The organism is Nocardia sp. NPDC102475, from assembly GCF_055584605.1.
The window spans coordinates 1-12,682 of sequence record NZ_JBVJLS010000027.1 but is presented as its reverse complement, the minus strand read 5'-3'; the positions used below and the strand labels follow the sequence as shown (position 1 = coordinate 12,682).

The window sequence follows — 12,682 nt, the reverse complement described above, 5'->3', positions numbered from 1 at the left end:
CAGCGCCGCGTCCCGCATTCCTCCTGCCCATTCGATGTGGCGCCTAGTCTTTCGCGCCGACAGACTGTGGGCCGTCGGTGAAGACGACGCCACTCGTCTCCAGACCCGCGAGTTCGTCGTCGCTCCGGTGGAGCACCTGCCGCAGCACTTCGGCCGTGTGCTCGCCCAGGCGGGGCGCCCTTCGCACCACTGCGGCTGGCGTCTCCGACATGCGTACCACGAAGCCCCGCTGAATGATCGGGTCACCGGGCGCTTCCTGAGCGAAGCCCAAAGCGGTCAGTTGCTCGTGGTCGAGCACCTCCGCCGAGGTCAGCACAGCGGCTGCGGCGACGCCGGCCTTTTGCAGCGCCCTGGCAAGTACCCGCTTATCGAAGGAAGCGGTCCGCTCCGCCAGAACGAGATCGAGGTCATCGTGCCGCTCTCGCCGCGACGCCGCCGGAATGGCGGTCAGATCGGGCGCCAGTTCGAGAATCTCGACTAAGCTGGCCCACTGCTCATCGCTGCGCACCGAGATCGCGACCCACTGGTCCTCGCCCGCCGCCGGATAGACCCCCTGCGGAGCAAACCAATCGTGCCGATTACCCTTCGGTTCGGCAATCTCTCCACTGGAGCTGGCCTGGAGCAGGGTCTCCCCCACCACACTGGTCACCGCTTCTCGTTGCGCCAGATCGATATGGACAGCTTCGCGGGTGCGGGCCCGGTCGTGCAGGGCCGCCAGTGCCATACCGGGGGCGAGGATCGACACGAGTTGGTCGGGGAAGTTGACGTTGTTGCTCGTCCAGGTCGGGTCGCCGGCGGCGTACCCGGTGATGGCCATCCCACCGCCGAGCCCCTCAAGGGGAGAGCCGAACGAAATGTAGTTCTTGTCCGGCCCGCTGGTCCCCTGGCTGCTGAGCGACAGCAGGATGATGGTCGGATTGATAGTCTTCAGAGTGTCGAATCCGATGCCGAGCCGTTCGAGCACTCCGCGGCGAAAGTTCTCCACCACGATGTCGGCCTCGGCAGCGAGGGCAAGAAAGAGGTCACGCCCCTGAGGCTTTTTCAGGTCGATGGCCACCCCCCGCTTGTTCCGGTTGACGCTCCAGAACGGCGGGCTTTGGTTCAGGTCTTGCGAGCCTGCCGCCGAGATCTGTGACCAGTTCCGGAACGGGTCGGTGTACGTGGTGGATTCGACCTTGATGACGTCGGCCCCGAAGTCGGCGAACACCTGGGATGTCGCGGCGCCGGCGGTGATTATGCCCAGATCGAGCACGCGGACACCCTCGAGAGCCGCGGTCATAGGATGTCCCGGCACGCCGACGACATCGGGATGTCGTAGCCGACCCCCTGGGTGCCGACATCATTCGCATGCCCGGCCGTCCGCGAGTCCGACCAGAACCGGTCGTCGGGTTGCTGTCCCATATCGTATTCCGTTCTGTTGTGTGGTCTCGACGCGATCAGGTAGCTACGCCGCTGGCCGCTGCGGTCGCTGGTCATTGAACCGCACCGGCAGCGCCGGCTGCCGCGCTCCCGTCTCGCCGCCGGGCACTGGCACGATGAACCCGCGCTCGCTGTACTGCTCGCAATACAGCAGATCGTGCGCGTCATAGACCGGTCCAGCTGGCACACCTGCTGCTTGCAGCCGGTGATACAGCTCGTCGCGGGTGGTGGATTCGCACAGTTCATTGATGACTCGACAGAGCTCGTCATGATTCCGGAGACGCAGAGCATGCGTTGCGAACTGCGGCGCGTCCAGCCGATCGGAGCCGAGGACCGCTACCACCGCGGGCCAGTCGGCCGGCCGGTAGTAGAAGCCGAAGGGGCCATCGGAACAGCGGGAGACGAAGGGGCCCGACAGATCTCCGCGGGCAAGATCGCCTCCAGTCTGGGTATACACCCGCCCTTTCCACTCGATGTACGCTGCCGTTTCGAGAAGCGAGGTCTCGACCTGTTGGCCGACCCCCGTCGCAGCCCGGTGGCGCAGTGCGATCATCAGTCCGGTGAACAGGGCCAATCCCGCAGAGTAGGCGAGTTGATGACCACCGAGCGAGAGGGGCGCCTTCTTGCTGTCGCCGATCACCGCCAGCAGCCCGGATGCGGCTTGAGCGATAAGCTCACCACCTTGCCATCGCGCCTGTGGTCCGTGTCCGCCCAGCTCGGTCACTCTGCCCACGATGAGCGACGGCAGACGGTCGGACGATGGTGCGCCAGATCCGTCCTCGAGCAGGATGTCGATTCCCGCGAGGTCGAGAGTCTCCGCTACGGTTTCCGACTTCGCGTTGTCCAGGTAGGCGGAGAGATGCACCGGCCAGTCGGCCGCTCGCTGTCCCGCGTTGCCGCGGCCCGACCGGTAGAGGCTGACCTCCGCGCCCAATTCGGCAAGATACTTCGCACACATCGCGAGTGCGATCGATGAACCCGTCTCGACTACCCGAACCCCAGCGAGAGGCTGGCTCGCGCTCACGAGACGGGTCCGGTTTCCGGCAACCATGCACGTCCGCGCGCCGAACGATCGTCGCCGTCAGCGATCACCGCCCAGCGCTCAGGCGCATTCGTCTCCGTGCTCTTGCCGTTGGATATTGCCGTCACCTGCTTAACCCTTCCTGGCGGCCGTCGGCCACCGAATTGTCCCCGTACGTGCCCCGGTCGCCCCGGTCGCACCGCATTAAGGTCATCATACGTTAACCAGCTAGTTGGTCAATACGAACAATAGAACCTTTGCAGTGGCGAAACACGCCGCCCTCGCCGATTTTGGACTTTCGCTAACCAGTTGGTTAGTATTGCGCCGATGCTAATACGCCCGCTGAGCACCCTGGAGAATGGTCGACGATGACTGACACGAAAACACCGCCCCGCCGATTCGCCGAGATCGACCCCGAACAGTGCTTCGACATGCTGATCGGTGAGAGCTGGGTGCAGGCGTCGTGCGGCGAGTCCTTCCGTTGCTTCGACCCGTATGACGACGAGGAATGGGGACACATTCCCGTCGCCTCAGCGGATGATGTCGCCCACGCGGTCGCCGCCGCGCGCGACGCGTTCGCCACATGGAGCCGGATTCCCGCCCTCGCCCGCAGCGCTGTCCTCTCGCGCTGGGCGCAACTCATCGACGAGAACTCCGAAACACTCGCGCGCCTTCAGGTGCACGAGAACGGCAAGACCATCACCGAGATGCGCGCCGCGACCGGGTCGCTCCCGCAGACCGCGGACTACTTCGGTCACCTTGCCCTCGGGCCGGTCGGCTCGACGATCGAGCCGTTCATGCCGAACCATGAAGCATGGACGGTGCGCCAACCTATCGGCGTCGTAGCAGCCATCGCCCCATGGAACAACCCGCTCGGGTTGCTCTCCTGGAAACTGTTCCCGGCCCTCGCTGCGGGCAACACGATCGTCGTCAAACCCTCAGAGGTAACACCGGTTTCGACATTGTTCTTGGCGAAACTCGGCCTCGAGGCCGGACTGCCCGCCGGAGTGCTCAATGTCGTCACCGGGGCAGCGCCGACCGGCGCGGCACTGGTGGACAGTCCGGGCATCGACAAGATCGCTTTCACCGGCTCGACGAGCACCGGTGCCGTCATTGCCCAGCGTGCCGCGGCACGTTTCCTCCGAACGACACTGGAACTCGGCGGTAAGGGCGCGCAGATCGTCTTCGCCGACGCCGACCTCGATCGCGCCACGGCATCGCTGGTCACCGGTATCACCGCAGGCACCGGACAAGCGTGCAATGCCGGATCGCGGCTCCTCGTTCACAGCTCCGTGTATGACGAGGTGATCGACAGGCTCCGCACGCTGATCCCGGAGGTGAGGATCGGCGATCCGCTCGAACCTACCTCGGCCATCGGCCCCTTGGCGTCACGTCCGCAGTACGAAAAGGTGACAGGCTACCTCGATCTCGCCGAAGAAGAAGGGAGCGAGCTTCTCGTTGGCGGGCGTCGAGGTGAGCAGATCAGCGGCGTGACAACAGGCCGCTTTGTTGAGCCGACGCTCTATGCGACACCCGACTCACAATCTCGCATCAGGCGCGAGGAAATATTCGGACCCGTCGGCGCCGTCATCCGGTTCGACGACGAAGACGAAGCGGTTCGCATTGCCAACGAGTCCCCGTACGGTCTTGTCGCGGGGATGTGGACCAGGGACGTGTCCCGGGCACACAGGGCGGCCAAGCGGCTGGAATCCGGCGTCGTCTGGATCAATACGTGGCGCGCATTCAGCACCAACGTTCCCTTTGGCGGGGTTAAGCACAGCGGAATCGGCCGGGAGATCGGTCCTGATGCGCTCTTGGAGTACACGGAGACCAAGTCGGTCTGGCTGGGCCTGGACTGAGTGAACCGCAGCGCTGCGGCCTGCCCTGCGCAGTCGACGCACAACGTATCGGCCGATGGGCCACCGAGCCACCCGGTCAGATGTACGGGACAGTCGGGAGGAACGGCGGACGGACGCTTCCCTACCACGCGGCGCCGAGTGTGTTGGCTGTTCTGTGCTCGAAGCCGTGTTCTAGAGTAATTGCCGATGGATACAGCACAAGCGAGCGACGGTGCGCCGGCGCGCACTACGCGGGAGCGAATCCTGGCGGCTGCGTCCACCGAGCTGGCGCGCGCCGGATTCGCTGGCGCACGGATGGAGTCCATCGCGCGCCTCGCGGGAGTGAAGAAGCAGGTCATCTATTACTACTACCCCAGCAAGGTGGAGCTTGCCCGGGCCGTTCTCGAGAAGTCGAACGACGACGCCGCTGGTCTATGGGCGATGTTCCCTACCTCGACTCTGTCCGAGATCTGCCACGCTGCGATCGACCGAAGCGTCAAGGCGAGCGAGGGAGTCGCCCATTTGGTGTGGGAAGGTCAGGAGTACGCGAACGAGCACAGTTCCGACTTCCCCATCGGACCGCGTCGCGCGGCCGATCTGCAGAAGATCGTCGCTGTGGTCAAGGCTGAACAATCCGCCGGAAGGCTCCCGACGAACATGGCCGCTGACTATTTCGGGCTGCTCATCGTGCTGCTCACCACCGCGCCCGCCATCTTGCCGCAGGTCACCGACATAATCGTCGGCCGAAACGTGCAGGATCCCGAATTCGCGCAGGGGTGGCACGCCCTCCTCGATCACATTCTCGAAGCACTGCACCCGTAGAGCGACGATACACGTTCCGCGATTACCTCCGGGATTTCGCCCGCAGGCAAAATTCGCTCACCCGCTCGAAACAGGTACCGCGGCGGTTTGTGCGACCAGCGCCGTCGAGGCAGTCGATTCGAACCTCGCGAAGATCCCGCCACCTCATGCTCCGTGACCGCGTTGCTCCGGCCAGCCCGTTTGTGGCCATAACACGCCCGAGCCACAGTAGCTGGCCCCAGCCCACCCCCGTTGCGGCCTTGATCTCAACTGACTAGTTGGCATACAGTCTTCGCAGGCGGCACACGATCGCAGATAGAACCGTTCAAGGAGGAACCGGTGACCCCCATTCTCGAAACCCGGCAGTTGCTGGATCTGACCGACCCTGCGACGTTCGCACCAAGCGTGCCACACGAAGGTTTCGCGCGGATCCGCCAACTGCCCGGCCTGCACTGGCAAGCGACTGAACACGGAACAGCGAACGGGGGGTTCTGGGCAGTCACCCGCTTCGCCGATATCGTCGAGATCGAATCGAACCCGGCGCGCGGCTTATCTACGTTCATGAACCAGATCCGTTCTCTTCCAGTCTCACGGATCGAAGGAGTCGAAAAGTGAGTGAGCTGAACAACGAAGTCGCGATCATCACCGGCGCTGGCAGCGGCGTCGGTAAGGGAATCGCGCTCGAACTCGGATCTCGCGGTATCGGTGTCGTGGTCACCGATATCGATGACGATGCCGGACAGGCGACCGCCGCAGCGATCACCGCGGCCGGAGGAAATGCCGCATTCGTTCACGCGGATGTACGCGACGCAACCGAACTACAGGAAGTGCTGCGGGTGGCCACCAGTACTTTCGGGCCGGTGACCATCGCGGTCGCCAATGTCATGGGGGCCGGTGCAGGCGGAAAGGTCTGGGAGCACGACCTGAGCGTGACACGCGGCCTGTTCGACGTGCTCGTCTACGGGTCGTTCGTCACCGTGCACACCTTCGGCCCTGCCCTCATCGAGACATCCGCACAGGGCAAACCGGCCCGCCTGCTCATCGTGGGTTCGGAGCACTCGCTCGGCGTTCCACCGCATGTCGTTCCCGTGAGTGCGTACACCATCTCGAAGTACGCGACTCTGGGTTTGGTCGACACGGCCCGGCGAGACTTCGAGGGCACAGGCGTCACCGTCACTCTCGTGACGCCGAGCTGGGTGCGTACGGAGAAGGTCCAGGAACTCTTGAACGGTAACTCCGAAATCGCCCAGGCCATCGAGCCGTACGTCCAGGACACGGACGAAGTCGCCCGACTCGCGGTCGAGGGTCTGCTGAGAGGGGACTACATCGTCGCAACGAATCCGGTCATCCGGCAGTTTGCGATCGACCATGCCCGTGAAGTCATGGCGGCAGTGCAGATGTTACCTGCGGTGGGGGTGTCCGATCGCATCCACGATGGAGGCGGCGACTCGTCGAAGTGCCCCGTCGTGGGCCACTGACCCGGCAAAATCGAGAACGAACCGGTCACTCACGTCCGGGCGATCTACCAACGGCTCGTCAGAAGACGACCCAAGCGATGCTCAGCAGTCCGGACGGCCGGCGATGTACCAGGCCCACGGCGGCGGTATGACCGTGAGCACGGTGCCGGCGCGGGCAACCGACTTGTCAGGGTTGCCTCAGACGTACATCGACGCCGGCGACGCCGAAACCTTTCGCGACGAGGCCGTAGCCTATGGTTCTTTGCTCTGGGCAAGCGGAGTATCGGCGGAGGTCCACATCTGGAGAGGCTGCCATCGCGGCTACGAGTTCCTCTCCCCCGATGCCTCGGTCTCTGATATCTCCCGCCGCACCCGGGCGCACTGGGTGGAACGGATTCTCGGCGCCTGAATGCTGGCCCCACGCCGTCGCCGCCAGGTGTCCTTCACTGACGGCGCCGAGCGTTTGCACCCGAACTCGGCGCAACATCGCCAAAGACCAGCTACGGAGTGAGGCATCGGGAGCTGTCTCATACCTGCTGAAGTCACGCACCCACTGCTGATCTGGCCCCCGCTGAGGGACCGCGGTTGTGAGAGTTGGAGCAGACTGACCCGGAGTTGGTCACGATGCCGAAATCCTTTACGCCGTCGATGCGTCGGCAGGTGTGTGCTCGGCCGCGAGCCGGTGGACCTGTCGCTGTAATAGCAGCCGAAACAGGGATTTCACCTGCCACATTGTTCCGCTGGAAGGCGCAGGTTCTCGTCGATGCATGAGTTCGAGAAGGCGTGCCGAGCGTGGAGGCCGACGAGCTGGCCTCAGCGAAGAAGCGGATAGCGGCGTTGGAAGCCGAACTGAAACTCACACGCGACGCGTACGAATTGTTCGACCCGCAAGCGGTGGTATTCCCAAAAGGCGGATCGCGGGCGTCGAAGGGCTGATCGCACTCGGACATTCCGGCCGGTCAGCATGCCGAGTCGCCGGTATGCACAGGTCCGCATTCTTGCGCCAGCGGCACCAGCCGTTGTCCAACAGGGGAATCCGCAGGATCGTGGTCGCCGACGAGATCTCCCGGATTCACACGCAATCACGCGGAAGTTATGGAAAACGGCGGATCAAGGCCGCGCTGCTGGCCGAGTGCGAAATGATCGTGAACCACAAGCTGGCGCCCTCATGTCCGAGCAGGGCTCTTTGGCCTGCCCAAACGCAAACGCCGCGGTCACCCGCTGCTGGGTGCCGCCACGCCGGCGGACTTGGTGAACCGCGCGTTCACCGTCGCTCGTCTCAATGAACTGTGGTGCACCGATATCGAGCGCCACGAGGTGTTCCTGAACCCTACTGCGTGGAAGGACGCCGCCGCTGGTCGGTCGCAGCCGACCGGTTGCAGCTGAGGAAAGCTCGGCTCGTGGGATGACGGGTGCGGGTGGAAGCAGTCCCGACAACGACGGGACGGGCCAGTACTGCCAGATGGCCCGGGTCCGGCAAGCAAGACGGAAAGGTGTACGTGAGGAACCAGCGGCTAAAAGCCCCTCAAGAGAGCCACCAGCTCGAACCTGGCGGATCTGGCCTGGATAGCAGCGCGCACCCGGAAAGCGTTGGCTTACGTGGAACTCCTGGATTGGGTGATGTCGTATGGTTTCCGCCCGAAGCGCCGGGCTCAGGACGCGATCGCCGAGATCCATTGCCTCGCTTTACCTCGTCGCGGTGGGGAGCCAGCTCCGCGGCAGCGGAGCAGTGGTCGGCCCCGCCGTGAGCCGAAGCATCCTGCGACAGCACCGGTGCCACCTTCGACAGGTCGGACAGGAACAACTCGCGGTCACGGTGGGAACGCTTGGATACTTTGGTTACCAGGCACTCGTAGTGCCCCTGGTCGTCTGGACCATCAGATGCTCGATCAAGCGGACCAGGACCAGCTTGGCAGAATCACGATTCCGCACATCACAGAGTTGAACAGGAACATACGAGCCGATGTCCAACGCAGCGCGGACTTCGTCTTCGTCATAAATCTCCGCGCCATCGAAGCAGTTGACCGCGACGATGAACGGGATGTCTCGGGATTCAAAGAAGTCCACTGCCGCGAAGCTGTCCTGCATCCTCCGCGTGTCGGCCAGCACAACCGCACCGAGTGCACCGACAGACAATTCACGCCACAGGAACCAGAACCGATTCTGGCCCGGGGTCCCGAATAGGTAAAGCACGACGCGCGGACTGAGTGTAATTCTCCCGAAGTCCAGGGCGACCGTTGTCGTCTTCTTGCCCTCTACACCGGTGAGGTCATCCACGGTGGACCCGATATCGGATAGGCGCTCTTCAGTCCGCAGTGGCGTGATCTCACTAATCGTACTGACGAAAGTTGTCTTTCCTACGCCGAATCCGCCTGCGACAAGAAGTTTAATCACTTCGATATCGCGCAACTCCGAAATGCCGAGTTCGTCAGATTTTTCGAACGCCATCGAGTACCGCCTGCAGTAGCTGTATGTCGGGACGGCCGACATATTTCGTGGGGGATCTGAATATCACGTGTCCCGACATAATCAAGTCGCTGACGAGAACCTTCACTGCCGCCATCAAGAGCTTCAACTCAGCGGATATTTCAGCGATCGACAGTGGCCTGCCTTGGCACATTCGAAGGATCCTGGCACATTCCGAGTCCAAGCCGGCCGCGTCGCCCTCCGGACGAATCGCGACGACCAGAGTCAGGATGTCGAGGTCGTACAGGTTTCGTCCGGCCCTGCCGCGGGTGACAGCGAAAGGTCGTACCAGCGGACCTGGCTCATCATCGATCCACTCGTCATCGGTCCATGGGTTGTTCGGCATGGCGTATCAGCGCCCCGACGCATATCCCATTGTCGGCCGCGGATCGGCAGATAGGCTGGCGCCGACTTTGCCGACGATCACGTTCATCTCGTAGGCCACAAGGCCGAGGTCCGCACGCTCCGAAGCCAGCAACGCCAGGCAGGCGTTTTCTCCCGCTTCGGTCACTACCAGATAGCCATACTCGAGTTCGACGACGGTCTGTTGCGCAGACCCTTTGCCGAACTGTTCGCCGACCCCGCGGGCCAGGCTCCCCAGCGCGGAAGACATGGCCGCAAGATGCTCTGATTCCTCCCGGGCTAAATCCTTGGATCGAGCCATAACAAGCCCGTCTGCTGACAGCACGATCGCGTTCTCAGCGTCGGGCAACCTCTCGAGGAGATCGTTGAGCAGCCAATCGAGCTGGCGTCTCGTCGACCCGAATCCGGACTCTTCCTTCATTATCACGACCATCCATATTCCTACGTCGGACCGCGACCCGAGCCGCGCCCCTGCCGAGTTCCACTCTGGAACGCAGTCATCGAATTACGCACTTCATCGGCGCTACGACCGCGTGCTGCGCCGCGCGATGGAGCCTCGGCTTCCGCACTGTTGTCCGTGAGTCGCAGCTGCGGAGCGAGGTGGGTCAAGCGCTCGCGTCGAGGAAGCGGGGTTTTCCCCAACGCAGGCGCCGCCCTGACCGCGCGGCCGATCTCCTGGCGGGCAGTAATCGGCGGAGAAGGCAGAAGCGAGTCCGTTCGCTGCACCTCGAAAGGCGGAGCCGCTCCATTGCTTTTCTCGCCGATTTCGGTCCACTGCGGTACGTGATCGACAGCGAGCTGAGGAGTAAAGGGGTCACTGCGGCTGAGGCTACTGGGGCTGTCAGGTATATCAGACATACCTCCCCCGCCATGAACAAGCAGGGTATCTGCGAGCAGCGCGATCGCTTTGACTCCGCCATAGGCGGACTCCAGTAGGTTGACACCGATACCATGCCGTCCAGCCAGGTGGCCAACGACGAACAACCCGAGATTGCGATGCCCAGTCAACGCCATCTGCTGGAAGCCCGACGGTTCACGAAGAACTTGATTGAGGCGCTCGCGCTCCTCGAATCGGATACCCAGCCCTTGATCCTCGACCTCGATCACCAGACCTTTGCCGACGAGATTTCCCCGCACCGTCACCGGGGAATCAGGCGGTGAGAAGGCGGTCGCGTTGTCGATGAGTTCGGCCAGCAGGTGAATGAGGTCAGCCACCGCGGCCCCGGCCACATGGACTTCCGGCAAGCGCACTGCGCTTACCCGGGTGAAGTCCTTGGTCTCGGAGATGGCGCTCCTAACGATTTCCTCCACCGAAACCGGTTGGCGCCACCTCCGCCCCGGTTGACCACCACCGAGAATCAGCAGGTTTTCGGCATTGCGCCGAGCACGAGTCGCGAGATGATCGAGTTGGAACAACAACTCGAGATGTTCGGGATCGTTCTGCTTGGCTTCCGCTACATCCAACACCTTGAGTTGTTGGTGGACGACGATTTGGCTCCGCCGTGCGATATCCGAGAAGACTCGGTTGACGCCGCTTCGCGTGCGGACCTCGGCCGCAGCGGCTGCGATGGCCATGCGCTGCGCGTTGTTGAAAGCTCGCGCAACATCGCCGATTTCGTCCGCACCGTCATCTGCCAGTGCAAGTTCGGCATCGACGTCCACCGCTTGCCCGTCGTCCAGTCGCTCCACGATGGACGGAAGGGTCATTTCCGTCATCTCCACGGTTCTGGCACGCAAAGCGCGCAGGCGACGAATGAGTCGGTTGGCGAGTCGTATCGCGACAACAGATGTGGCCAGAGCCATGAGCAGCACGCCGGCGCCCACCACGATACTTCTGCGGAGCTGAGCCTCGGCAGACTCCTTCGCGACCTGCTCCGAGTTGCGGAAGTGACTCCGTACCAACGCTTGAAGCTCCGCGCTCACAATTTCCTGGACCCGCAACCACTCGCCGAACTCGATAGGAAGCCGTCCGACCAGCGTCAAGGAGTCCTCGGCTGCCGTCATCGCGCGCCATTCTTTGCTCAGGACGAGCTTGTCGAATCGCGCCTTGTCGACGTCGGAGACCTGTTCCACAGCCGCATCGAGTCGGCTGTGGAACGCTCCGACCAGACGTGCGTACAGCTGACGATCGGCCGGTGTCATCGTTACGTCGCTCGTCAGCGCCACCCACGCGCGGCCGACCGCACGCGAATGGAGATCAGCCGCACGAATCAGGTCGGCAACAACGATCTCGTCGGCGGCAGTGCGGCCTTGTGGCGAACTCTTGGCCGTGTCGACGATGCCTATTGGTGCGGTGCCGACGAGCCGGGTATAGAAGTCGTCGACATCTGTGCTGGTGGCTTGCCCGCTGTCGACGGTACGTCTGAGAGTCGATATCTGACTCATCAGGGCTCCGAAAATACGCGCCGACTCCATCGCGGCCGGATTCAACTCTGTGAGAAGATCAGCTACTTCACTGATCTTCAGCAGTTTGGCATCCGTCTCCATCCGTCGGGCTGGAAGTGTAGCCAGGGCTTCCGCATCGCCGACGAGAGCCCGAAGACTGGCGATGCGCTCTGCTTGCACATCGGCGATTAAATCGAGGGTCAGATCGATCTGGAGGCTCACCCTCTCAGACCAACGACGCGCCGCAAGGCCTTCGTCGATTTGCAGACCGACAAATCCGGCACCGCCGACCAGAAGTGTCACGGCCGGCACGAGCGCGATCGCAAGCACACGGGAACGGATCGTTACCGGACGCCGCATTACTCGGCGAATACTCTGACCCAGGGACGCCTTCCCTCGGCTTTGAGTCATCGCGATTCTCCTGTAGGCATAAGGGTCCTGTTTCGCCGTTATTGGCAATTGTAGGATCGAAAATTGTATAGCCGATGCTACGTTCGGTTTTGTATGCGCGTTATCAGCCGGTCCCGGGACTGTACTGATACAGGTCGGTTCGCGAGAATTTGCCGAATCGTCAGCTCATACGAAGGCTGTGAGATTTCTAGAACTTGCGATAGTCGGTGGGGCTATCCGGTCTTTCGTAGAACTGTGTCACACTTTCCGCCGTTGGATGCCCGAACAGATAAGGCGGGGACATCGCGTCTCAACCCGTCATGTTTCCCCGGAAATCGTTCCATATGTAGCTCCTGGTCGGCGCGAGCACCCTCGCGGACCAGGGGAAGGGCTGCTGGCATTCAACCAACTAGTTGTTGACCTGTCAAGAGGCGCCTGCTGTGGGCGTGAGCGGTCCCCGATGACGAGACCACCCGGAATTGAGCCCAGGTGATTTCGTTCCGTGTTCAGTTGGTCCCGCAGGCCACCGGGTGGTGGGTGCA

Annotated in this window: 14 protein-coding genes; 8 read left to right on the top strand and 6 right to left on the bottom strand. The window is 62.7% G+C overall.

Annotated features, from left to right (window positions below; genetic code table 11):
• Positions 1-43: 43 nt before the first annotated feature.
• Entirely contained in the window at positions 44-1,279 is a 1,236-nt protein-coding gene (locus ACZ60G_RS35820) for a CaiB/BaiF CoA transferase family protein (protein ID WP_465815919.1), read from the bottom strand.
• Positions 1,280-1,444: 165 nt separating this feature from the next.
• The gene (locus ACZ60G_RS35815) at positions 1,445-2,377 is read right to left on the bottom strand and encodes a CoA transferase (RefSeq protein ID WP_465815917.1); all 933 of its coding nucleotides are present in this window, start codon (positions 2,375-2,377) and stop codon (positions 1,445-1,447) included.
• Positions 2,378-2,808: 431 nt separating this feature from the next.
• On the opposite strand from ACZ60G_RS35815, the gene ACZ60G_RS35810 reads away from it, so the two are divergent.
• The 8 genes from ACZ60G_RS35810 (at position 2,809) to ACZ60G_RS35775 (ending at position 7,822) form a co-directional block, all read left to right on the top strand.
• A complete protein-coding gene (locus ACZ60G_RS35810) occupies positions 2,809-4,299 on the top strand; it encodes an aldehyde dehydrogenase family protein (protein ID WP_465815915.1) in 1,491 nt (496 codons plus the stop codon).
• A 186-nt stretch (positions 4,300-4,485) separates the two neighbouring features.
• Complete coding sequence (locus ACZ60G_RS35805) at positions 4,486-5,100, top strand: TetR/AcrR family transcriptional regulator (RefSeq protein ID WP_465815914.1); 615 nt, start codon at positions 4,486-4,488, stop codon at positions 5,098-5,100.
• A 318-nt stretch (positions 5,101-5,418) separates the two neighbouring features.
• On the top strand, positions 5,419-5,694 hold the full coding sequence (locus tag ACZ60G_RS35800; RefSeq protein ID WP_465815912.1) for a hypothetical protein: 276 nt from the start codon (positions 5,419-5,421) through the stop codon (positions 5,692-5,694).
• Positions 5,691-6,557, top strand: a complete 867-nt coding sequence (locus ACZ60G_RS35795; RefSeq protein ID WP_465815910.1) for an SDR family NAD(P)-dependent oxidoreductase — start codon at positions 5,691-5,693, stop codon at positions 6,555-6,557. Before ACZ60G_RS35800 ends, ACZ60G_RS35795 begins: the two co-directional genes overlap by 4 nt.
• Positions 6,558-6,684: 127 nt before the next feature.
• On the top strand, positions 6,685-6,945 hold the full coding sequence (locus ACZ60G_RS35790) for an alpha/beta hydrolase (protein ID WP_465815908.1): 261 nt from the start codon (positions 6,685-6,687) through the stop codon (positions 6,943-6,945).
• 215 nt (positions 6,946-7,160) lie between these two features.
• Complete coding sequence (locus tag ACZ60G_RS35785) at positions 7,161-7,307, top strand: transposase (protein ID WP_465816059.1); 147 nt, start codon at positions 7,161-7,163, stop codon at positions 7,305-7,307.
• Positions 7,308-7,328: 21 nt separating this feature from the next.
• Positions 7,329-7,472 carry a hypothetical protein gene (locus tag ACZ60G_RS35780; RefSeq protein ID WP_465815907.1) on the top strand — a complete coding sequence of 48 codons (144 nt, stop codon included), beginning with the start codon at positions 7,329-7,331 and terminating at the stop codon, positions 7,470-7,472.
• Positions 7,473-7,516: 44 nt separating this feature from the next.
• Positions 7,517-7,822 carry an IS3 family transposase gene (locus ACZ60G_RS35775; protein ID WP_465815905.1) on the top strand — a complete coding sequence of 102 codons (306 nt, stop codon included), beginning with the start codon at positions 7,517-7,519 and terminating at the stop codon, positions 7,820-7,822.
• Positions 7,823-8,375: 553 nt separating this feature from the next.
• On the opposite strand, the gene ACZ60G_RS35770 is transcribed toward ACZ60G_RS35775, so the two are convergent.
• The 4 genes from ACZ60G_RS35770 to ACZ60G_RS35755 are packed head-to-tail and all read right to left on the bottom strand — an operon-like array spanning position 8,376 to position 12,080.
• Positions 8,376-8,984 (bottom strand): GTP-binding protein, encoded by a 609-nt coding sequence (locus ACZ60G_RS35770; RefSeq protein WP_465815903.1) that lies wholly within the window; start codon positions 8,982-8,984, stop codon positions 8,376-8,378.
• Complete coding sequence (locus ACZ60G_RS35765) at positions 8,965-9,348, bottom strand: DUF742 domain-containing protein (RefSeq protein ID WP_465815902.1); 384 nt, start codon at positions 9,346-9,348, stop codon at positions 8,965-8,967. The genes ACZ60G_RS35770 and ACZ60G_RS35765 overlap by 20 nt, the downstream gene beginning before the upstream one ends.
• 6 nt (positions 9,349-9,354) lie before the next feature.
• On the bottom strand, positions 9,355-9,786 hold the full coding sequence (locus ACZ60G_RS35760) for a roadblock/LC7 domain-containing protein (RefSeq protein ID WP_465815900.1): 432 nt from the start codon (positions 9,784-9,786) through the stop codon (positions 9,355-9,357).
• 20 nt (positions 9,787-9,806) lie between these two features.
• A complete protein-coding gene (locus ACZ60G_RS35755; RefSeq protein WP_465815898.1) occupies positions 9,807-12,080 on the bottom strand; it encodes a sensor histidine kinase in 2,274 nt (757 codons plus the stop codon).
• Between the last annotated feature and the right edge of the window lie 602 nt (positions 12,081-12,682).

Coding starts and splice junctions, on each gene's coding strand:
- ACZ60G_RS35785 (WP_465816059.1), top strand. CDS start 7,161: ATGCCGAAATCCTTTACGCCGTCGATGCGTCGGCAGGTGTGTGCTCGG.
- ACZ60G_RS35820 (WP_465815919.1), bottom strand. CDS start 1,279: ATGACCGCGGCTCTCGAGGGTGTCCGCGTGCTCGATCTGGGCATAATC.
- ACZ60G_RS35765 (WP_465815902.1), bottom strand. CDS start 9,348: ATGCCGAACAACCCATGGACCGATGACGAGTGGATCGATGATGAGCCA.
- ACZ60G_RS35760 (WP_465815900.1), bottom strand. CDS start 9,786: ATGAAGGAAGAGTCCGGATTCGGGTCGACGAGACGCCAGCTCGATTGG.
- ACZ60G_RS35805 (WP_465815914.1), top strand. CDS start 4,486: ATGGATACAGCACAAGCGAGCGACGGTGCGCCGGCGCGCACTACGCGG.
- ACZ60G_RS35790 (WP_465815908.1), top strand. CDS start 6,685: ATGACCGTGAGCACGGTGCCGGCGCGGGCAACCGACTTGTCAGGGTTG.
- ACZ60G_RS35770 (WP_465815903.1), bottom strand. CDS start 8,984: ATGGCGTTCGAAAAATCTGACGAACTCGGCATTTCGGAGTTGCGCGAT.
- ACZ60G_RS35810 (WP_465815915.1), top strand. CDS start 2,809: ATGACTGACACGAAAACACCGCCCCGCCGATTCGCCGAGATCGACCCC.
- ACZ60G_RS35775 (WP_465815905.1), top strand. CDS start 7,517: ATGCACAGGTCCGCATTCTTGCGCCAGCGGCACCAGCCGTTGTCCAAC.
- ACZ60G_RS35815 (WP_465815917.1), bottom strand. CDS start 2,377: ATGTGTGCGAAGTATCTTGCCGAATTGGGCGCGGAGGTCAGCCTCTAC.